16 protein-coding genes and 1 rRNA gene are annotated in these 20,855 nt (G+C 66.4%); 5 read left to right on the top strand and 12 right to left on the bottom strand.

Annotated elements, in window-relative coordinates; translation table 11 throughout:
* Positions 1-281: 281 nt before the first annotated feature.
* A complete protein-coding gene (locus tag V9L17_RS14775; RefSeq protein ID WP_337351986.1) occupies positions 282-1,265 on the top strand; it encodes an ABC transporter substrate-binding protein in 984 nt (327 codons plus the stop codon).
* Positions 1,266-1,430: 165 nt separating this feature from the next.
* Here V9L17_RS14775 and V9L17_RS14770 read toward each other — a convergent pair whose 3' ends face one another.
* Genes V9L17_RS14770 through V9L17_RS14740 form a run of 7 tightly spaced genes read right to left on the bottom strand, consistent with a single transcriptional unit; the run spans position 1,431 to position 8,925 of the window.
* Positions 1,431-2,852, bottom strand: coding sequence for an NtaA/DmoA family FMN-dependent monooxygenase (locus V9L17_RS14770; RefSeq protein WP_337351985.1), 1,422 nt, complete (start codon positions 2,850-2,852; stop codon positions 1,431-1,433).
* An 11-nt stretch (positions 2,853-2,863) separates the two neighbouring features.
* Positions 2,864-4,099 carry an LLM class flavin-dependent oxidoreductase gene (locus V9L17_RS14765; protein WP_337351984.1) on the bottom strand — a complete coding sequence of 412 codons (1,236 nt, stop codon included), beginning with the start codon at positions 4,097-4,099 and terminating at the stop codon, positions 2,864-2,866.
* Positions 4,096-4,959: a DUF1684 domain-containing protein gene (locus V9L17_RS14760; protein ID WP_337351983.1), complete on the bottom strand. Its 864-nt coding sequence runs from the start codon at positions 4,957-4,959 to the stop codon at positions 4,096-4,098. The genes V9L17_RS14765 and V9L17_RS14760 overlap by 4 nt, the downstream gene beginning before the upstream one ends.
* Positions 4,943-6,064, bottom strand: coding sequence for an LLM class flavin-dependent oxidoreductase (locus V9L17_RS14755; RefSeq protein ID WP_337351982.1), 1,122 nt, complete (start codon positions 6,062-6,064; stop codon positions 4,943-4,945). Before V9L17_RS14755 ends, V9L17_RS14760 begins: the two co-directional genes overlap by 17 nt.
* The gene (locus V9L17_RS14750; RefSeq protein ID WP_337351981.1) at positions 6,061-7,107 is read right to left on the bottom strand and encodes a transporter substrate-binding domain-containing protein; all 1,047 of its coding nucleotides are present in this window, start codon (positions 7,105-7,107) and stop codon (positions 6,061-6,063) included. Before V9L17_RS14750 ends, V9L17_RS14755 begins: the two co-directional genes overlap by 4 nt.
* A gap of 13 nt (positions 7,108-7,120) precedes the next feature.
* The gene (locus V9L17_RS14745) at positions 7,121-7,966 is read right to left on the bottom strand and encodes an amino acid ABC transporter ATP-binding protein (protein ID WP_337351980.1); all 846 of its coding nucleotides are present in this window, start codon (positions 7,964-7,966) and stop codon (positions 7,121-7,123) included.
* Positions 7,963-8,925, bottom strand: a complete 963-nt coding sequence (locus V9L17_RS14740; RefSeq protein WP_337351979.1) for an amino acid ABC transporter permease — start codon at positions 8,923-8,925, stop codon at positions 7,963-7,965. The genes V9L17_RS14745 and V9L17_RS14740 overlap by 4 nt, the downstream gene beginning before the upstream one ends.
* 296 nt (positions 8,926-9,221) lie before the next feature.
* On the opposite strand from V9L17_RS14740, the gene V9L17_RS14735 reads away from it, so the two are divergent.
* The 4 genes from V9L17_RS14735 to V9L17_RS14720 all read left to right on the top strand — a co-directional run bounded on the left by V9L17_RS14735 (position 9,222) and on the right by V9L17_RS14720 (position 14,650).
* Positions 9,222-11,231, top strand: a complete 2,010-nt coding sequence (locus V9L17_RS14735; RefSeq protein WP_337351978.1) for an FAD/NAD(P)-binding protein — start codon at positions 9,222-9,224, stop codon at positions 11,229-11,231.
* 2 nt (positions 11,232-11,233) lie between these two features.
* Complete coding sequence (locus V9L17_RS14730) at positions 11,234-11,758, top strand: GNAT family N-acetyltransferase (protein ID WP_337351977.1); 525 nt, start codon at positions 11,234-11,236, stop codon at positions 11,756-11,758.
* Positions 11,759-11,762: 4 nt separating this feature from the next.
* Positions 11,763-13,526: a helicase HerA-like domain-containing protein gene (locus tag V9L17_RS14725; RefSeq protein WP_337351976.1), complete on the top strand. Its 1,764-nt coding sequence runs from the start codon at positions 11,763-11,765 to the stop codon at positions 13,524-13,526.
* Positions 13,527-13,657: 131 nt separating this feature from the next.
* Positions 13,658-14,650 carry a hypothetical protein gene (locus V9L17_RS14720; RefSeq protein WP_337351975.1) on the top strand — a complete coding sequence of 331 codons (993 nt, stop codon included), beginning with the start codon at positions 13,658-13,660 and terminating at the stop codon, positions 14,648-14,650.
* 58 nt (positions 14,651-14,708) lie between these two features.
* Here the strand turns inward: V9L17_RS14720 and V9L17_RS14715 are convergent, their stop codons facing one another.
* The 5 genes from V9L17_RS14715 to rrf all read right to left on the bottom strand — a co-directional run.
* Complete coding sequence (locus tag V9L17_RS14715; protein WP_337351974.1) at positions 14,709-15,590, bottom strand: DUF559 domain-containing protein; 882 nt, start codon at positions 15,588-15,590, stop codon at positions 14,709-14,711.
* A 187-nt stretch (positions 15,591-15,777) separates the two neighbouring features.
* Positions 15,778-17,817, bottom strand: coding sequence for an NHL domain-containing thioredoxin family protein (locus V9L17_RS14710; protein ID WP_337351973.1), 2,040 nt, complete (start codon positions 17,815-17,817; stop codon positions 15,778-15,780).
* On the bottom strand, positions 17,817-19,913 hold the full coding sequence (locus V9L17_RS14705) for a cytochrome c oxidase assembly protein (RefSeq protein ID WP_337352106.1): 2,097 nt from the start codon (positions 19,911-19,913) through the stop codon (positions 17,817-17,819). Before V9L17_RS14705 ends, V9L17_RS14710 begins: the two co-directional genes overlap by 1 nt.
* 141 nt (positions 19,914-20,054) lie before the next feature.
* On the bottom strand, positions 20,055-20,342 hold the full coding sequence (locus tag V9L17_RS14700) for an HU family DNA-binding protein (protein ID WP_056341443.1): 288 nt from the start codon (positions 20,340-20,342) through the stop codon (positions 20,055-20,057).
* Between the two features lie 444 nt (positions 20,343-20,786).
* Positions 20,787-20,855: ribosomal RNA gene (gene rrf, locus V9L17_RS21325) — 5S ribosomal RNA — on the bottom strand; the annotation flags it as partial.

Raw genomic sequence — 20,855 nt, 5'->3', positions numbered from 1 at the left:
GAGCACACGCGTAATCCACACCCGTCTTTCGGGGACGAGTACTCGTTTTCCGGGGGCCCGTTTTGGCGCGCTACTTGGTTTGCCCGGGCGACGCCGCCAAAACACAGGCTGTGAGTACTGCGAAAGCCCCTGAATATGACCGCACCATACGCCCGATTAACTGCAGTTACGCCCTGTATCTCCGGGTTTCGGAAGCTTTGATTCCCTCGCTGGGACTGCCGGATAGTTGCAGCCAAGAACAACGATCCGTTCTGCAAGCAAGCAATTTTCTAGGGGTAAACATGGCAACACTCAAGGCAAGGCAGGCTGCCGGTGCAGCAGTTGCAATCACCACACTTCTGGCGCTGGCCGCCTGCTCGGACCCGGGCGCAACGGCGGCGTCAGCACCGTCGTCGGGCTCTACGGTGACCGCGGCCGGCAAGACGTTCAACCTGGCCCCGGAGCAAAACCGCGTCAAAGTGAGCGCGGACGCCGAAGCCGCCGCGCTGGTCCCCGACGCCATCAAGGCAGACGGCAAACTCACCGTGGTCACCACCGGCGGCACAGCCCCACTAAGCCTGTTCGCAACGGACAACAAGACGCTCATCGGCAGCGAGGTGGACATCGCCTACGCGGTCGGCGAGACTTTGGGCCTGGCCGTCGAGGTACTTCCGGTGGCGTGGGCCGACTGGCCCCTGGGCGTTGAATCCGGGAAGTACGAGGCAGTCCTCTCCAACGTCACTGTCACGGAGGCGCGCAAGGAAAAGTTCGACTTCGCCACCTACCGCAACGACCTGCTCGGCTTCTATGCCAAGACTGACTCGTCCATCGGCGACATCAAGGAAGCCAAAGACGTTGCCGGCAAGCGCATCATCGTCGGCTCAGGCACCAACCAGGAGGCAATCCTGGTGCGCTGGGACGAAGAGAACAAGGCCAAGGGCCTCGCGCCGGTCGAGTTCCAGTATTACGACGACGACTCCGCCTCCACGCTGGCGCTGCAGTCCGGGCGCGCGGACCTGACGTTCGGCCCGAATGCCGCAGCTGCCTACAAGGCGGCCAAGGACGGCAAGACCAAAGAGGTGGGCACGCTCAACGGCGGCTGGCCGCTGACAGCCGAAATCGCCTTCACCACCCAGAAGGGCAACGGCCTCGCCGTCGCCGCCCAGGCAGCCCTGAACCAACTGATCGAAGACGGCAGCTACGCCGAAATCCTGGACCGCTGGGGCCTGTCATCAGAGGCCATCCAGAAGTCCGAACTGAACCCGGCGGGCCTTCCCAAGAAGTAGGCCCGCCGACGAAGAATCCCCGCCGGACACTGTCCGGCGGGGATTCTTGTGCTCGGCCAGGGAAGCCAGCCGGCGTGGGCCTCATGCTAAAGCAGCTGCTCCCAGACCGTCAGCTGCAGGCGGACCAGTGCGCCGCCGTCGTCCTCGGCTGCTGAGCCGTCCTGGTCACGCATGGCCTGCGCCTGCACCAACTTTGCCGGCAACGCCCGCCTCGGGACGGACCGGGGCAGCCAAGCCAAGGTTCTCCCGCAGTGTCGTGCCCGCATAATCGGTGGGGTAGATGCCACGTTCCTGGAGTTCCGGGACAAGGTGGTTGACGATGTCGTCCAGGCCGGTGGGGATGAGCCACGGCGAGATGTTGAAGCCGTCCACCGCACCGGTCCGGGCGTAATCCACCAGCCGGTCCGCCACCTCGGCATAGGAGCCGTTGAACGTGGCGTCCACTCGGCTGGTCTTGCTCGACACAAACTGCCGGATGCTGAGCCCCTTCTCCTTCGCTTCGGCCCGCCACTGGTCGGCCAGCTGGCGCGCCTTCGCCCCGTGGAAGCCGCTCCCCCGGGTCTCCGAGGTTTCCTCCACCACCGGGTCGATCTCGGGCAGCGGGCCGTCCGGATCGTAGCCTTGGAGTTCGCGTCCCCAGAACTGTTCCAGGTAGGCGAGGGCCTGCTGGGGTCCGATCTGCAGGCTCCGGACCCAGGCCTTTTTGTCCTTGGCTTCCTGCGGCGTAGCGGCGAGGATGAACTCGCTGGCCGGCATGATCTTCACATCGTTGGCGCCACGGCCTGCCTTGAGGGAGCGGGCCACGATGTCGCGACGGAAGTCCAATGCTGCCTCGAACTTCGGGTGGGCTGAGAAAATCACGTCCGCCTGGCGCGCGGCGAAGTCCCGCCCCTCCGGTGAATCGCCTGCCTGGAACAGAACTGGCCGGTACTGTGCGCTGCGGGGCAGCTTCGGCAGTACATCAACGGTGTAGTGCCTGCCTTCATGCCGGACCCGGCGGATGGACTCCGGCGAAACCCAGGATTCCGCGGCCCCGGAGGCCGCGATCGCGTTGTCGTCCCAGGCATCCCAGATCCGCTTCGCCGTCTCCACGAACGCTTCCGCGTGGACGTACCTCTCAGCGTGGTCAAGGTAGCCGCCGCGGCGGAAGTTGGCACCCGTCCAGGCGTTGTCAGTGGTCACCACGTTCCATGCAGCCCGCCCGCCGGACAGCAGGTCCAGGGTGGACAGCCGGTGGGCGAGGTCCGCCGGATCGTTGTAGGTGGTGTTCTGCGTGGCCACGAGTCCGATGTTCGAGGTCACGGACGCCAGTGCCGCCAGCATGGCCTGCGCGTCAGGACGGCCTGCAACGTCCAGGGCGTGGGGACGTCCCAGATGCTCCCGCAGGCGCAGGCCTTCACCCAGGAAGAACGCCGCGAACAGCCCGCGCTCCGCCGTCTGGGCGATGCGCCGGAATGATTCGAAATCAGACTGCGACCCGGATTCCTCCGCCTTCCAGACTGTTCCGGAGTTCACGCCCTGGAAGAAGACGCCCAATTGCAGCTGCCCGGACGGCCGGAATCCGCCGTCGATCTTGGTATCAGTCATGTGTTCTCTCCTCAGTTTCCGGCGGTTGCGCGGGTTATGGGGCTGGCGCCGCTTCCGGGGCTGGCGCCGGTTCCGGGGCTGGCGCCGGAAGGTACGACGGCGGCACTCGCTGCGGCATACCGGCTCACCGGGCGGGACAGGCCGAGCAGGTCGCGGAAGGTGGCGTCAGGCGCCACCGGTGCGAGCAACCCGCGGCGGCGAAGCTCCGGAAGGACCAGTTGCCCGAGTTCTTCCACGTCCGTGCCCAGGACTGCTGGATGCAGGCGGACTCCGGCGGCCACCGCCAGCAGCCCGGCCAGCACTTCAACCAGTTCGGCGGCCGATCCAACAAACCGTGCCCTCGGGCTTTCCCAGACGGCGTGCTTGTCCAGGTCAGCCAGCCTCCCGGCAGCGGACTGGCCGCGGGCGTCCAGGATCACGTCGAGTTCGGCGATGAGGGCAGGGGCACCGGCGCCTCCCGCGTCTTCGAATCCGGCCGCAGCCTCCCGCAGTTCGCCAGCCAGCAGCTCCGGCGTCGGCGCGGACACCAGGAGCGCATCTGCAGCGCCGGCCGCGATAGCGTCGGAATCCAAGAGCCCGGCGGAAGCCAGCACGGGAAGCTGGCCCTGCGGCGGCCGCGGGATGATGGAGGGGCCCTTGACGGAGTAGTCCTGGCCCTGGAAGTCGGCGTAGTGGAGCCGATCCACGTCGAGGTAGCGGCCGGTGGCCACGTCCCGGATGACGGCGTCGTCCTCCCAGGTGTCCCACAGCCGGCGGCCTACCTCGATGGATGCCGCGGCCTCGCGGGTACGCCGTTCCGGGTCCGCTGTTTCACGGCCCACGGCCGCGGCCTGGGCGGCTGATTCCTCCTCGGAGGAGCTGGCCGCTGCCAGCCAGCCTGCGCGGCCCCGGGACACGTAGTCCAGGCTGGCCAGCTGGGTGGAGATGTGGAATGGCTCGGTGTAAACCGTGTCCACCTCCGGGACCAGCGCGATTGACCGCGTGATCGGCGCAACGAAGGCGGCCTGCTGCAGGGCGTTCAGCCGGCCGTTTCCGTTAACGGATATTCCGGTTTTAGCTCCGCCGTCCCGGAATGTGGCGGCGTGGAACCCGGCCGATTCCACGGCCAGGACGTGCTCGCGCAGATGCTTCGGCCCAAGCACCGATGCCGGGGACGAGCCGGACTTCCGCCAGGCCGCCGGGTGCCCGCCGTCGCCGTCGAGCTCTAGCAGCAGCAGCCCTTTCCCGCGGCCCTGGGCGCCGCTCACTTGGCGCCCTGCAGCTCGCTGGCGCCCAGTTCGCGCGTGCCCGAGCGTTCAAACGGCGTCTGTTCGCCAGCCTCAATGGCAACCGCGAGCCGGTTTTCGGCGGGCGGCAGCGGGCATGTGGCCAGGTCCGTGTAGGCGCAGGGCAGGTTCACGGCACGGTTGAAGTCCAGGAGCACTGTCCCGTCCGGCCCGGGTTGGCCCACGGCCAGGGATCGGTTGGCGGCGTACGTCGTCTTGCCGGACGTGGCGTCGGTGAACAGCACGGACAGCGTTCCGGGGGCGTGGCCGTTGAAGGCCGTCAGCGTCAGGTCCTCGCCGGCAAGGCTGAAGCGGATCTCGCCCGGCGCCTCATAGACGTGCTGAATGCCTTCGACGGCGGCGCCCACCGTCGTGGGTCGCGGCTCCGGGAAAGGCACAAACGTTCCGGTCACCGCGTAGGAGGGATCCGGCTGGTACGCGGGCGTTCCGGTGTAGTCCGCCAGCAGGGCGTTGCGGGGGTGCCGCGGCCGGACGATGTATTCCCCGCCCCGCTTGGCCAGCTCGATGACCGAGTCACCTGAGCGCAGGTTGATCCCGCCGCGCTCGGCGATGGGGCCCAGGACCAGGCTCGCACCGTCCTCGCCGTTCAGTTCCTGGCCTTCCCGCTGCAGGGTCTCGCCCGGCTCCAGAACCACGCGGACGACGTCGTTATCCACGCTCCAGGTGCCCGGGGCACCTTCCAGCCGGGTCGCGGAGCCGCCCAGCCAGTGCAGGTGCGTGACTGCCAGGAAGCCGTGCGGGTCGGCGCGGTGCCGCTCGTGGGCGGCGTGCCACTCTTTCCAGGCGTCGGTGAAGGATGCGTTTTCAGTGTGCGTAGGCATGGTTGCTCCTGGTGGCGTTGACGTCGGCGGATGCCGGGCGGCTGCCGTAGGGATCGGCGGCCTCCCAGAGGGTGGTGGGGGCAGCTGCCCGGACGGCGGGAATCACTTCCAGCGCAAACCGTTCCAGGATGTCCAACTGCTGCTCGTAGGGCAGTGTGGTGGGCAGCGAGATGGACTGCAGGTCGTGACCGTAGAACGAGTGGTAGCTGAGGATCTTGTCGATGACCTGTTCCGGGCTGCCCACCAGTGCGGGGCCTTCGGCGACGGCGTGCTGGATATCGCGGAACGGCGAGTTGTTGCCCGGCACGTTGCGGTTTGCCGTCAGCGCCTCGTAGATCGGTCCGAACTGGCGGATGGCCTCCTGCGTGGTGTCGGCAATGAACACTCCGCCGGCACCGCTGCCCGAGCCAACGTACTGCTGCCTCGGGTGGTGGCCGTGGCGTTCGTACTCCTCGCGGTAGTGCTGGATCAGCACTTGGTAGTTTTCCCGCGACTGGATGGCGTTGGCGGTGAACAGGGGGTCTCCCCACTGCGCTGCCAGCGCAGCGGAGGTCAGCGTTGTAGCAGACCCGTGCCAAATCCGTGGTGCGCCGTCGAACGGGCGGGGCGTTGTGGTGGTGGGCTCCGTCAGCGCGGACCGGAAGCGGCCGGACCAGGTCACGTTTTCTTCCCGCCACAGCCTCCGCAGCAGCCCGTACTTTTCGGCCAGCAAGTCCCATTGGTCCGCGAGGTCCAGGCCAAAGAGCGGATACTGCAGCACCTCGTTGCCCTTGCCGATCACCAGTTCCAGCCGCCCGCGGCTCAGCTGGTCGGTGGTGGCGTAGTCCTCGGCCACCCGGACAGGGTGCAGCACGGACAGCACGGTGACGCCGCTTTGCAGCCGGATCCGGTCCGTCACGGCCGCGATCGCCGCGAGCACCGTGGCGGGCGAGGAGGAGATGAACTCCCCGGCGTGCCGCTCCCCCACCGCGAAGCCGTCGTAGCCGAGGTCCTCCGCCCGCCTGGCCGTTTCCACCACTTGGTTGAGCCGGTCCGCCGTCGAAACAATCTCCCCGGTGAGCGGATTCTTCAGGTGCGGGATGATGTCCAGGACCTGGAACTTCACTTCGCTGCCCCAGGCTGGGTTGCGGCGGGCTGGGCGGCGGCGAAGCTCTCCTCGGTGATGGTCTTGGATTCAGGCAGGGCTTCCTCGGAAAGGCCCCAGCGTTCCAGCACCTCCGCGTAGGAGCCATCCTCGATAACGGCGTTGAGGGCGTCCGTAATCACCGGAGCCAGGCCGTTGCCGCGGAGCGTCGTGGCAGCCACGAGGGTCTCTGACGGCCAGCCGGCGTTGACCTTGCCCACCACTTTGAGGTCATCGCGCGTGTTTTCGCGGTACACCGTGGACGGGTATGGGGAGATGTTCAGATCGGTCCGGCCGGAGGAGAGCGCCAGGATGGTGTCGGCGTCGGAGGAGTAGTACTGCAGGACGGCCGGCGCCTTGCCTTTGCCCTCAAGCTCCTTGTTCCAGGCCAGCAGGATCTTCTCCTGGTTGGTCCCGGAACCTACAGACACCTTCAGGCCGGAGATGTCGTCCGCACCCTTGATGTCGTAGGTGGCGGATTTCTTGGCTTCGAACCCCATGTAGGCGGCCCGGTAGCTGGCAAAGTCGAACAGCTTCACGCGGTCCTTGTTGACGCCAACGTTGGAGAAGACAGCCTCGAAGTCGCCGGACTGGGTCTTCAATGGCCAGTTTTCCCACGACGTCACCTGGATGTCGAGTTCCAGCCCCAGCTTGTCCGCCACCAGCTGGGCGATGTCCAGCTCCGAACCGATGGCGGTCTTGTCGTCGGTGGCGTGGAAGGACAGTGGAATGGACCCGGCCGTGGTGGCGACCGTCAGCTTCCCGTCCTTGCCGATCAGCTCCGGAACCTTGGCTGCGAGCGCATCGTCCTTGTCTGCCCGGATTCGCTGCTGTTCAGGGGAAGTGTTGTACACCACGCCGTTGCGTGCCGCCGTCGTCTGGGCTTCTCCGGAGGTGCCGGAAGCGGACGCGCCGGGGTCGGAGCAGGCGGACAACGCCACGGTACCCAGAAGGACGACGGCGGGCAGTGCCGCCAGCAGGCGAGCGCGGCCTGCGCCGGGCTTGGGGGATGCGAAGAAGGCCATTTTGTGGAGTTCCTTAGATGTTGAAAGCCGGTTCGAGCACTTTGGAGAAGAAGATCCGGGTGCGTGGTTCCTGCGGGTTGGTGAAGACTTCCCGTGGGCTGCCCTGTTCCACGATCTGGCCCTCGTCCATGAACACCACGGTGTCGGCCACGTCGCGGGCGAACCCCATCTCGTGGGTGACGATGATCAGCGTGGTGCCGGACTTGGCGAGTCCGCGGATGACGTCCAGCACTTCGTTGACCAGTTCGGGGTCCAGCGCGGAGGTGGGCTCGTCGAAGAGCAGGATTTTGGGATCAAGGGCCAGGGCGCGGGCGATGGCCACGCGCTGCTGCTGTCCGCCGGACAGCTGCCGGGGGTAGGCACCGGCACGGTCCTTCAAGCCCACGCGGTCCAGGAGTTCCAGGCCGCGGCGCCGCGCCTCTTCCTTGGTGCGGCCCTGCGCAACGACTGGCGCCTCGGCCACGTTCTCCAAGGCGGTCAGGTGCGGGAACAGGTTGAAGTTCTGGAAGACCATGCCTATTTCAGTGCGCTGCTTCAGGATGTCCTTGTCGCGCAGCTCGTGCAGCCGCTTGCCCCGGACCTCGTAGCCCACCAGCGTCCCGTCAATGGCGATGTGGCCGCCGTCGACCTTTTCCAGGTGGTTGATGGTGCGCAACAGCGTGGACTTCCCGGAACCCGACGGTCCCACGATGACGGCAACACCGCCCGGTTCGACCGTGAGGGTGATGCCTTTGAGGACCTCGGTGGAGCCGAAAGACTTCCGGACCTTGGTGATTTCCACGAGCCCGCGGGTGGGCCCTGAGTTGGGGGCGACAGTAGCCGTGTCAGAGGATGGCTGGGTAGCGGTGGCTGTGCTCATCGCGGGCTCCTTGCACGGTTGGGTGCCACAGCATGGGTGGCGAAGAATTTGCGGGCCTTCTGCAGGGGCGTCAACGGCAGTGTCCGGACAGCACCCTTGGAGTAGTGCCTCTCGATGTAGTACTGGAACACGCTGAGGACCGAGGTGATCACCACATACCAGAGGGTGGCCACCAGGAGTAGCGGCAGAACCTGTTGGGTGCGGTTGTAGATGACCTGCACGGTGTAGAACAGCTCGGAGTAGGCCAGGACGTAAACGATCGACGTGCCTTTCACAAGGCCGATGATCTCGTTGAATGCCGTGGGCAGGATGGCGCGCGTGGTGGTCTGCACCTCGAAGAAGCGGACGTCCGTGAAGGGGATGCCAAGGCTGATTTTTTCGTAGAGGTAGCCCAGGTTGTACCAGAGCAGCATCTGGACCAGCAGCGGGGTGGAGCGGAAGATCCAGGAGAAAGTCCAGGACACCGAGACCAGCAGCGGTGAGGCGGAGAGCCGCATCAATGCGAGGACGAAGCCCAGGACAAATCCGAGGATGCCGGAAATGGCGGTCAGCTTCAGCGTCTCCAAGAGCCCGTTGATGACGGACTGGGCGGTGAACCACTGCGCCACAACTCCCCATTCCCACCGCGGGTTGGTGGCCAGCGACCACGCCACGGCGGCCACGCCCAGTGCCACTGCAGCGGTTCCAACCCAGCGCCACGGATGCTTCGCGGCCACCAGCGGGTAGCCGGAGTAGTCGATGGCAGGCCCACGCGGTCCGCTGCTGCCGGAGTGGCCGGGGGTTCCCGGACCGGACGCTCCTGGCCCGGCAGTTCCCGGACCCGTCGTTCCCGCGCCGGTCGTTTCCGCGCCTGTGGGCGCCGGTTCGGTGGACCCCGGTTCGGTGGGCGCCGGTCCGGTGGCCTGCCGTGCTGCTTCTGACTCTGCCGGCTGGGCCACTTTGGTTACTGCTGAACTCATGCGCCACCTCGCTTCTTCACTGGGGTTCTTATGCTCGGGATGTTCTTATGCTCGGAATCCTGGTCGCAGGACCGGGATGCTCCGGGCCGCTGGCTGCAAATCTAGGGCGGCCGGGAAACGGGCAGCAAGGCGCCAAGTTGCATAAGTTCACCGGGCTTCGCACGGGGTCATGAGTCGGTTTCTTGCGTCCCTTGACGGCCTGTGACGCGGAGTTAACGGGCGTTACCGGCACGTCGACCGCCGTCGTCCAGGCTGCCTAGCATGGGCACTCAACCACCGTCCCGTCAGGAGCCTCCATGCCAGCCAGCGTCCCTTCCGTTGTCTTCATCGGCGGCGGTCCGCGGGCTGCGGGCGTGCTGGAGCGGCTGGCGGCGAACCGTCCCGCACTTTTTGCCGGCCCTTTGGACATCCATGTGGTGGAGCCGCACGAGCCGGGCTCGGGCCGTATCTGGCGCTATGACCAGCACCCGGGGCTCATGCTCAATTCGGCGGCCGCCGATGTAACGATGTTCACCGACTCCTCAGTGGCCTGCGAAGGCCCGGCCGCCGATGGTCCCGGGCTCGCCGCGTGGGCAGCCGGCGTGCTCGACGGGTCCATCACGGACGTTCCGGACTTCCCCCGCACCATCCGGGAGCAGCTGCGCAACCTCACCGGTGCCACGTTTCCCACCCGCCAGCTGCAGAGCCAGTACTTGGAGTGGTTTTTCCGCCGGGCGGTCGCGGCACTCGGCGGTAACGTAACCGTCCACCGCACCACCGCCGTCGCCATTGAGCGCGTGTCAGCCCGCTCCGGCGTCGCGTCCAGCACCGCGTCCGACGACGGCGCGCACCTGGTGCGCCTGGCCAACGGTGGCGAGGTGCGTGCCGACGTCGTGGTCGCCGCACTGGGCCACACGGACTCGCGGCCCGACGCCGCGTCCGAGGCCTGGTCCGGCTTCGCTGCCCGGCACGGCGGTTTCCACGCGGCACCCAGCTACACCGCCGACGTCGACTACTCACCCCTTGCCCCGGGCCAGGACGTCATAGTGGCCGGCATGGGGCTCGCGTTCGTTGACCTGCTCGTCCTCCTCACGGAGGGGCGGGGCGGCCGGTTTGAAGAAACGGCCGAGGGCGGTTTGCGGTACGTTGCGTCCGGCCGCGAACCGAGGCTCCTGGCCGGGTCGCGGCGCGGTGTGCCCTACCATTCCAAGGTGTCCGCAGCCCTTCGTGGGGAGGCCCCGGGTGACCTGCTGTTCTTCACTCGGGACGCTGTGGATGCTCTCCTGGAGCTCCACACGGAACTGGACTTCCGCAGCCACCTCTGGCCGCTCATCGCCAAGGAAGCCGGCTACGGCTACTACCGCGAGCTGTTCACGGGCAGCCCCGAAAAGGTCAGCACAAGCTGGGCTGAATTCTCCAGCCGCTTCGCTGCGCTCGACTGGTACAGCACAGCCCGCGAGGAACTGGTGGCCGCTTCAGTCCAGGACAGCAGCCTCCGCCTGGACCTGGAGCGCCTGGACCGGCCGTTCGCCGGACAGTCCTTCCCGAGCCATTCCGAGGTGCAGGACGCGGTGGCGAAGTACATCGAACACGATCTTCTCGTCCGCGACGGGCCCGACCACCCCGAGACGATGGCCCTGTTTGTGGCGCTGTTAAAGGTGTACATGGACCTCGGCCGGCTGGTTCCGGCCGAGCGGCTCAACGCCCGCTCGCAGCAAACCGTGCACGGCTGGTGGCACGGCTTCTTCAGCTTTGTGGACTCCGGTCCGCCCCCGCGCCGGTTGCGGGAGATGCTGGCCCTCCACCGCGCCGGGCTGCTGGACTTCCTCGGTCCGGAGATCTCAGTGGGAACGGACGAGGCCACCGGAGACTTCGTGGCAACGTCAGCCCAGTCCAGCGTTGCCGTCCGGGCGAAGGCCTTCATCGAGGCGCGCCTTCCAGCGACGTCAGTGGCCCGATCGCTGAACCCGGCGCTCCAGTCAATGCACGACGCCGGACTGGGAACCGAACAGCAGCTCCTCACCGCGGATGGCATCCACTCCACCGGCAAGCTGCTGGTGTCCGGGAATCACCAGCTGGTGGACGCGGAGGGCCGGGCCCAGGACCGGATCTTCGGCATCGGTCCTGGCACATCGGGCTGGGGCGCCGGAGCGTTCGCCCGGCCGGGCACCAACGCCGCCCCGTTCCGCGAAAACGATGCCCTGGCCCGGGACGTCCTCGCCGTAGTGGCGGGGATTTATGCGGCTGACCCTTCCAGCGGGGCAGGGTTAGCCCGCACTGCCGGGTCCCACACTGCCACCCAGCCAGCCGCCGTCGGGAAGGCCTGAAAATGGAAACAAAGACGCCCCTCGACCACGCGGCGCTGACTGTGCTGAATCTTCCCATGCACGATCCCCGGGTGCGGCCGCTGCTGGATGAGCTCGCGGTGGAATACGACTCCCGTTACGGCGATCTCTTCGGCCGCGGCGCGGCAGCCGAGGAACTCAACCGCTACCCGGCAGCCGAATTCGCCGGCCCGGGAGGGGCGCTGCTGATGATCCAGGAGAACGGCGAGTCCATTGCCGGCGGCGCCTTCCGGCGGTACGACGCGGACACCGCCGAATTTAAGCGCATCTGGACGCACTCCCGGCACCGACGTCGGGGGCTCGCCCGAGTGGTCCTCACCGAGCTGGAGCGGCTGGCGGCCCTCCGCGGCTACCGGCGGATCTACCTCACTACCGGTCCCCGGCAACCCGAAGCCAAGCACCTGTACCTGGCCACCGGGTACGAACCGCAGTTCGATGTTCATGCGGATCCGGAGACGATAAAGTCCCTGGCGTTCACCAAGAATCTCCCGGGCCCGCCGCTAAGCTAGCGGCATGGCCAACAAAACCACCGCAGAGAAGCTCGCCACCATCCAGAAGGGCTACGCCCTGGAAGGTGCCACCATCGAACTCGGTGCCGCCATCATCGACGGCGAACTCCACAAGGAAGCCCAGGTCCGGCTTCCGCTGGCCATGATGAACCGGCATGGCCTTGTGGCCGGTGCCACCGGCACTGGCAAGACCGTCACCCTGCACATGATGGCAGAGCAGCTGTCCACCGCCGGGGTCCCGGTGTTCCTTGCCGATATCAAGGGGGACCTGTCCGGCCTTGCCACGGCCGCGGCCGGCAGCGAGAAGCTCGCCGCACGGACCGAGAGCATCGGCCAGGAGTGGGCGGGGAAGACGTTCCCGGTGGAATTCCTGGCCTTGGGCGGCGATGGCAACGGCGTGCCCGTCCGCGCCACCGTCACGTCGTTTGGCCCCATCCTGTTGTCCAGGGTGATGGAGCTCAACGACACCCAGGAGTCCAGCCTGCAGCTCGTATTCCACTTCGCAGACAAGAACAACCTGGAACTTATCGACCTGAAGGACCTCCGCTCGGTCATCCAGTTCCTGACATCGGCCGAGGGCAAGGACGAACTTGCCGAGCTGGGCGGTCTCTCCAAGGCCACGGCCGGGGTCATCCTCCGGGAACTGGTGAACCTGGAAGCGCAGGGGCTGGAACGGTTCTTCGGCGAACCGGAGTTCGACACCGCTGAACTCCTCCGTACGGCGCCGGACGGCCGCGGCGTGATTACCTGCCTGGAACTGCCCACGCTGCAGACCAAGCCCATGCTGTTCTCCACGTTCCTGATGTGGCTGCTGGCCGACCTCTTCGAGGACCTGCCCGAGGCCGGGGATCTCGACAAGCCCAAGCTGGTGTTCTTCCTGGACGAAGCCCACCTGCTGTTCAACGACGCGTCCAAGGCGTTCCTGGACGCCATCACCACCACCGTCCGGCTTATCCGGTCCAAGGGTGTGGGCATCTTCTTCGTGACCCAGACTCCCAAGGATGTGCCGGCGGACGTCCTCGGCCAGCTGGCCAACCGTGTCCAGCATGCCCTGCGCGCCTTTACGCCGGAGGATGCCAAGGCGCTCAAAGCCACCGTGTCCACCTTCCCGGTCAGCGATTACGACCTCGAGGAAACGCTGACTTCGGCGGGGATCGGCGAAGCCGTCATCACGGTCATGAATGAGAAGGGCGCCCCCACCCCGGTGGCACACACCCGGCTCCGCGCGCCCGAGTCCGTCATGGGCCCCAGCTCGGACGAACTGGTCAAAAGCACGGTGGCCGGCTCCGCGCTGCTGGCCAAGTACGGAACCTCGGTGGACAACGTCTCCGCCTATGAAAAGCTCACGGGCAAGGCTGCGGCGCCCACTGGAGCGGCGGCACCGGGCGAACCACCTGTGCCCGGCGGATTCCCTGTGCCCGGAGCTCCCAGGAGCCAGGCCGACGTCGATGCCGAGGCCCGCAGGATCGAGGAAGAGATCCTGGGCCGGCCCAGCAGCCGCCCGGCCTCATCTCCGGTACCGTCGCCCGCACCGGAGAGCGGCGATTCCGGGCGGTCCCCAAGTGCCCCGCATGCCCCGCGGACACGGGCACCGCGTGCCCCGGAACGGCCCGCCCCGGCAGGCGGCGACCTGGTGGGCGACCTCGCCGGAGCCTTGGGCGGGGCGCTGGGCGGCGGGCTGAAGAGCATGGTCCGTTCCATGGGCACCCAGCTCGGCCGGGAACTGCTCCGAGGCGTGTTCGGTACGTCGTCCCGGCGCCGCCGCTAGGCCCAAACTGACGATGTTCCAGGGACTGGAGTGCCGCCGTCGGGCCCTGGTAAAGCGGCCGGTGCACGTCATGCAGGCGTGCCCCGGCACCCGGAATTGGCGGGCTTGCAGGTAACGTGGGGGACGTGCAGATGAGTCAAGCGTTGGTGAGGATCGCGGCCGGATGGCTGTTGGGCCTCATGCTCGCCGTGGCCGGAGCCATCGTGGCGGTGAACCTCGTGAACGATACTGTGGCCAGTCCGCAGCAGCCTGTGCGCGAGTACCTGGACGCGCTGCACAGCGGTGACGGCGGCAAGGCATTGGGCCTGCTACGGGCCACTGTCCCGCAGGCCAACGCCGCCATGCTGGACGGTACAGCCCTGCAGACAGCGGCCTCGCGGTTCGCCAACGTCAAGATCGGCGAAGCCGAAGAACGGCCGCGCAACCAGGTCATGGTGCCCATGGAATACACCATCGACGGCAGCCGGCTGCGGACCGAATTCATGCTGGAGAAAACCGGCACCGAGTGGCTTTTCTTCAATACCTGGGCCTTTGTCCCCTCACGGCTGCCTACCGTGGACATCACCGTGGTGAACGCCAGCGAGGCCACCGTCAACGGCGTGCCGGTCAACATGCCCAACGGCCGCAACACGTTCGCCGTCTTCTACCCCGGCGAGTATGAGGCATCCCTGAACGGCGAATATTTCGCTGCCCCGCCCACGCGGGCCACGATCACGGCCAACAACGTCCCTGTTGCTCCACTGAACCTGCTGACCCAGGCCACGGAGGACCTGAAGGAGGACGTCGGGGCCAAGGTCAAGGAGTTCCTGGACACGTGCGCCGCCGAGGCCCAGAAGCAGCAGAAACTGCAGCCGGACTGTCCCTTCTACTACGCCAGCAACAACACTGTGTACGACGGCACCATCAAGTGGAGCATCACCGAGTACCCGGAGATTTCCATCGAGCCCTTCGGCGGTCGTTGGGTGGTGGCGCCGCTCGACGGCAAGGCCCGCGTGGAAGCGGTCCAGCAGAATTCCTTCACGGGCGCCAATTTCCCGCTCAACGAAGAGGTGGACTTCAGCTTCACCACCCGCCTGGACGTCGCCGGCGACACCATCAAGGTCACGCCGCTGCTGAGCTACTAAGCCCTGCTGGTCAGTACCCCTGCCGCATTGGCCCAGTTTTGGGAGGCTGCACGTTGCATCACCAACTGCCTTCGTGGCGGTTGCGTTGATAACTGGGCCGGTTCGGTTGGGGCCACCGCAGCGAACCACGGGCAAGCACCTCCCGCACCTGCGCCAGGACAGATTCCGGTGCGTGAACGACGTCATCATAGAAGAACCTGAGCACAGGCAGTCCCTGCAATGTGGCCGAGTTGTCCCTGCGGCGGTCCTTCTTGAACTGCCGCGCCTCAAGATGGAACGCAAGTCCGTCGATCTCCACAATGAGGAAACCCTCCAGCAGGAAGTCCACCCGCCCGATGCCGTCGATCCATACTTGGGTCTCTGTGGAAAAACCGGCATCCCTGAACAGCACCCTGGCCAACGTCTCGAGGAGGGAATCTGCGCCGCGGTCCACCTTGGACACCACGGTCCGCGCCTTGCCGCAACGATTGCCCGTCAGGTGGCGGAGCAGGAATGCAGGGTCGATGTCTCCCCGGTTGTACGCACACTCCACCATGACCAGGGATTCGAGTTCCGGCAGGCATAGCAGCGCATGCAGCAAGACATCCGGAAGGGCTGCAAGCGTCCCATGGCTGGGCTGCTGTGTCAGTGGAAGACGGTGGCTGACACAGCCCACAGGGTTCCGGCCATTACTCTGCCAGTAGTGAGGCCGCACCGGAGGACGGAGCTGCCAGAGGCCGAATGCTGGAGCGGCAGACGCGCACGTGAGGAGACCACGAGCGCGCCCGGCGGCTACGAGCTGCGGATCAGCGCCCGCAAGGGCCAGGAGCCCCCGCTGCACGCGAACCACTTCGCCGCTCCGCAGCGCCCGACGAAGTCCGGTTTCTGTGGCACCGGCAGTCAGCACTTCCCGCGTCGGCAGCACTCCGCCCGCCGACCTGAGGATCTCCGTGGGGTCCATAAAGCCACAATGTCGGCCCTCCCGGCCTGCAGACAGTCCCGGAACTGGCTATGTGGATAAGCCACGCCTCGGACCAGCGCCCGAACTGGCCCAGTTTTGGCGGCAGCAAGGACAAAACTGGCCCGGTTCCCCACCCTCGCGGGTCGAAAACCGGGCCAGTTCGGCACTTAGGTCACGACGGCGGCGCTCAGTCCATGCCGCGCAGGTCCAGGACCAGCTCGGTGTCGCCGTCGTCCTGCAACAGGACCGGAATGCCCCAGTCCTGCTGGTACAGGTGGCACGCGGCGTGGTCCGGGATCTCACCGTCCTCGGTTTCTGGCCCGTCGCAAGCCGCAGCGCGGGCCGTAATGTGCAGGATGCCCTCGGGGACGTCGGCGGAGAGCTCCACAGTCCGGAGCAGCCCCACCGAGGTTCCTCCGCCGGCCACGATCAGCTCGGGCGGCGTGGATGAGATCTTCATCTGGGTGGGATCGCCCCAACGGTCATCGAGCTTCTGGCCGGTGGGCGCGGTAAAGCGGACCTTGAGCTCCAGCAGGCCGGGCGCAACCGGGCTCTTGGGCCGGTGGGTCTGCACTGCACCCTCATCCACCTGCTGGGCTTCCTTGGGGATCGGCACGTACACGAGCTGGTGCTTGTTGGCCTCCACCACTACGAGCAGCGGTTCGGAGCCTGCCGCGTGGGTGTGGTCCACGATGACGTCGGAGGGTTCGGCCAGCCCGCGCGCCAATGTGGAAACAGTCTTGGACGCGGGGTCGTACCTTCGCACCGCGCCGTTGTACGTGTCAGCGATGGCCACCGAACCGTCCGGCAGGACGGTGACACCCAGCGGGTGCTGCAGGCGGGCCTCGGACGCGGCACCATCACGGAAGCCGAAGTCGAACAAGCCCTTGCCGACGGCGGATTCGACGGTGATCGTGCCGCCGTCATCAATCACCAGTTTGCGCAGGGCCGACGTCTCAGAGTCAGCCACCCATAGGTTGCCGTCAGCGTCCTCGGCGAGGCCAGAGGGCTGGGCAAACCAGGCCTCGTGGCCCTGGCCATCCAGCAGGCCTTCGAGGCCGTTGCCGGCGGCGATGGCTACGGCACCAGTCAGCGGATCAAAACTGAAAATCTGGTGCGTTCCGGCCATGGCTATCACTACTGCCTTGAGCTTGCGCGACCAGACGACGTCCCACGGGGAGCTCAGGGAGACTTCCAGCGGGTGCTCGCTGAGGCGGCCCGTAAACCCAGCGGCGTCCTCGTCAACGCGGGCGGGGCCTGTTTCCAGCAGCCGTTGAATGCCGTTGCCCACGAGGGTGGTGGCCTTTCCGTCCTGCAACGACAGCCCGCGGAGGCGGTGGTTGACGGAGTCGGCAATGACGACGTCGTAGCCCACCTTCGCTGCCACGTCTTCCGGGAGCAGCACCAGGCCTTGCGGCTCGTTGAACTGGGCGGTGGCCGCGTCAGGATCGGCTGGGTCAGCGGCGGCAGGGCCGTCAACGTGGCCCTTAGTGCCGGTACCATAGGTCGCCAGGACCGTGTGGAAGTCGGTGTCCAGCTCCAGAATGCGGTGGTGGCCGGTGTCGGTTACCAGCCACGAACCGTGGGTTGCTGCGGCATCAATGGAAGCCCCGCCGTCGGAAGCTCCTGCATCCTGTCCCGGGCTGGGTGCTGTTCCGCGTCCGGCAGGCAGGAACAGGGCCTTGCCTGGGAACCGCAGCGTGCCCGACGTCGGTTCCGGCGCCACGTACGGCCCGGAACCGCGGTGCAGGGTGCCCTTAGCCTCATGATCGGCGATCAGTTCGGGGATGAGCACGGCGAGGCCGTCGGCGTGGCCTTCACCGGACAAGTGGGCAACGATGTAGCCCTCGGGGTCGATGACAACCAGGGTGGGCCAGGCACGCGCGGTGTAGGCCTTCCAGGTTTCCAGTTCGGGGTCGTCAAGGACCGGGTGGTGGATCTCGTAGCGCTCCACAGCGGCCGCCAGGGCCACGGGGTCTGCTTCGTGCTCGAACTTGGGCGAGTGCACACCGACCGTGACCAGCACGTCGGAGTACTGCTCCTCCAGCGGCCTCAGTTCGTCGAGGACGTGGAGGCAGTTGATGCAGCAGAAGGTCCAGAAGTCGAGGAGCACAATCTTCCCGCGCAGGGCTTCAAGGTCCAGCGATTTGCCGCCGGTGTTCAACCAGTTGCGGCCCACCAGTTCGGAGGCCCGGACCCGGGCATGAGTGCGTACGGTTTCGCTCATCAGCGTCCTTCCAGCTTGTTGCGTTCAGCCAGCTTGGCATCGCGTTCGGCCAATTTGGCAAACATATCGTTGTAAGCACTCAGATCGGCGTCGTTATTCCTGTCCGCTGCCCGGTCCACGCGTTTGGTTTCACGCGCGTCCGACCGGGACCACATTACGGCCACGCCAATCGCCACCAGCAGGGTGGGTACTTCACCGATGCCCCACGCCACCGCACCTCCGGTCTGCTGGTCCAGGAGGGCCGATGGTCCCCAGGCCCGGCCGAGGTTGCCGAAGTAGTCAGCCGCCAGGAGGTTGGTCCCGCCCATGATGGCCACGCCGAAGAAAGCGTGGAAACCCATGGTGGCCAGGAGGAGCACCAGCCTCATGGGATACGGTGCACGTCGGGGCAGCGGATCCGTGCCGATCATGCTCAGGATGAAGATGTAGCCGGTGAGCGCAAAGTGCAGGTTCATCAGTTCGTGGCCAACATGCTCGCGCATCGCGAACCCGAATGCGTCCGAGTAGTAGAACAGGACGATCGATCCAGCGAAGTTGCCGGCCGCGAAGATAGGGTGCGTCACGAGCTGCGAGAACTTCGAGTGCACAAACACCAGAAGCCATTCGCGCAGACCCCGGGAGCCGTCCCTCCGGGCAGGGAGCGCCCGGAGGGCCAACGTCACGGGTGCGCCAAGCACCAGGAAGATGGGCGCCACCATGGTCAGGGCCATGTGGTCCACCATGTGTGCTGAGAACAGGACCCGGCCGTACACCGCCGGAGGCCCGGACGTAATGTACGTCAGCACCAGCAGGCCGAGCACCCAGTTCACCGTTCGGAACCACTGCCATTTGTCGCCGCGCCGCAGGACCTTTGCAACACCGAGGGCGTAGGAGACCAGCCCGAACACCGCGACAGCGATCCACAGCCAGTCCAGGCGCCATTCCGTCAGCCAGCGCTCGGGGGTCAGCTCCGGGGGCAGCTCGTAACCGGAGAGGATGAAGGCAGGGGACGCATCGGGGGCGAACGTGGTGGGCTGCGGCGGGGCGGACCGGCTCAGCGCTACGGCGACGCCGGACGTGGCACCCATGATGAGGAGTTCCACCACCACCAGCTGCCAGAGTACGCGTCGGGACGAGAACGCGGATCCCTTGCGGCTTAGCTGCGGGATGACCCACTGGCGGTGCATAAATCCGATGCCGCCCAGGACCAGTGTGGCGGCGGTCTTCGCGAGGATCAGCTGCCCGTAGGCGGAGCCAAAGAGGTCAGCCCAGCTGGTGATGCGGATGCTGGCATTGATGACACCGGAGGCAAAGACCAGGACGAAGGCGAAGCCGGCGAGGGACGAGAACCGGCGAAGGGTGGGTTCGGTAATGTCCGCTGCAGTGCCGGGCTTCGAGGCGGTCAGGATTCCCGAAAGCAGGGCCAGCAGAATGATGCCGCCCACCCAGGCACTGACGCCTACGAGGTGGAGGCCCAGGGAGTTGATGGCGCCTTCGTGGTCGGAGGAACTGGACGAGTGGCCGATCAGGGCAGCTGGCACCAGGCCAATGAGCGCCAGGACCAGCGTGAGTGCGAGGCCTCCGAGCGACCGCACACCGAACAGAGCCGTGGTGACGACCGCCGCGATGATGGTGACGGCGAGCCAGGCGCGGCCGGTCTCAATGTCCGTCATGAAGTAGACCAGTGCCTGGGTAAATTCAGCGTCCCCGGAGATGCCCTGGCCCGCGACGTCCGAGTACGTGAGCACCAGGACCGCGATGGCTGACAGGGTCCAGGCTGCACCGGCTGCAGCCGCCACGGCCAAGGCCCTTGAAAAGGCCGGGTGTTCCGGGCCGTCGTTGTCCTTGGAACGCCGGGACGCGCTCCGGGGCAGGATGCCGACGGCGAAAATCAGGCCGCCCACTACCGTTGCCAGGGAGACGTTGTGGATGGCTTTGCTGATGGGAAGCCCCCAGCGGGCCAGCGCACCCGGGTCAGAGACCTCACGGGCAGCGGCCGCACCGGAGAAGAGGAGTGCTGCCGTTAATCCCAGGAGCAGTGCCGCCAGGCCGGCCAGCTGCCACGGCCGCGAGATTCCCAAGGCACCGGCCAGTCCAGGCGCTCCCTTGCCGGGCATGGGCTGGGGTGCGGCGGAACGGGATTTTGCTGCGGAAGGCACCTATCCATTGTCCGCTACACGTGCCGAGGCGGCGAATCGGCTTAAAGCGGTGGAGCGGCAACCAAAGGGTTGCCGCTCCACTGATGCTGTTGAAGAAAATTACTTCTTCTTGGCTACTGCAGCCTTCAGCTTGGAACCAGCGGTCAGCTTGACGCTGTGGCCGGCTGCGATCTGGATGGTCTCGCCGGTCTGCGGGTTGCGGCCGGTGCGTGCTGCACGGTCGGTGCGCTCGACGGCGAGCCAGCCCGGGATGGTGATCTTCTCGCCCGCGGCGACAGAGGTCTCGAAAACCTCGAACAGTGCGTCGAGGACGGAGTTGACGGCTGCCTGGCTGGTGCCAGCCTTGCCTGCTACCTCTGAAACAAGTTCACTACGGTTCTTAGCCATTGATGTCCTCCTGGACGGTCATGATTTCTGGAGCCTGCACGCGGCATGCGTACAAGCCACTGTTCGAAAACTTACCAGCTTGGGCCGCCGAGGACCGCAAATTCCGCGTGTTTCCGCGACTTTTTGACTCAAATCACCAGATTTGACGGGATTTTTGCGGGAATTGCGCCCACAGCGGACGCTCTCGCAGTTGTTGCGCGGTTCTGCCGGATGCTCCCGGTGTGGTGTGGGTGGGGTACGACGGCGGCGCCCGGGGTGGGTGCGTCTGGGCGGGTTCCGGCGGGGGTGGGTGAGGGTCGCCCGAACGGGTGCAGGTTGTCGCCCGGGAAGGGTGCAGGAAGTGAGGGAGGGCCGGTCAAAAGTCTGCAGGATGTGGGAGAGGGTGGGGTGTGTGTTAAATGGGTCAGGCCCCGACGTGTTTGTCGGGGCCTGAGCCTAATGGTTGTCCGGCGGTGACCTACTCTCCCACACCCTCCCGGGTGCAGTACCATCGGCGCTGTGGGTCTTAGCTTC

It is taken from the genome of Pseudarthrobacter sp. CCNWLW207 (assembly GCF_037203945.1).
Classification (GTDB): Bacteria; Actinomycetota; Actinomycetes; order Actinomycetales; family Micrococcaceae; genus Arthrobacter.
This window is presented reverse-complemented; position numbering and strand designations above follow the sequence as displayed.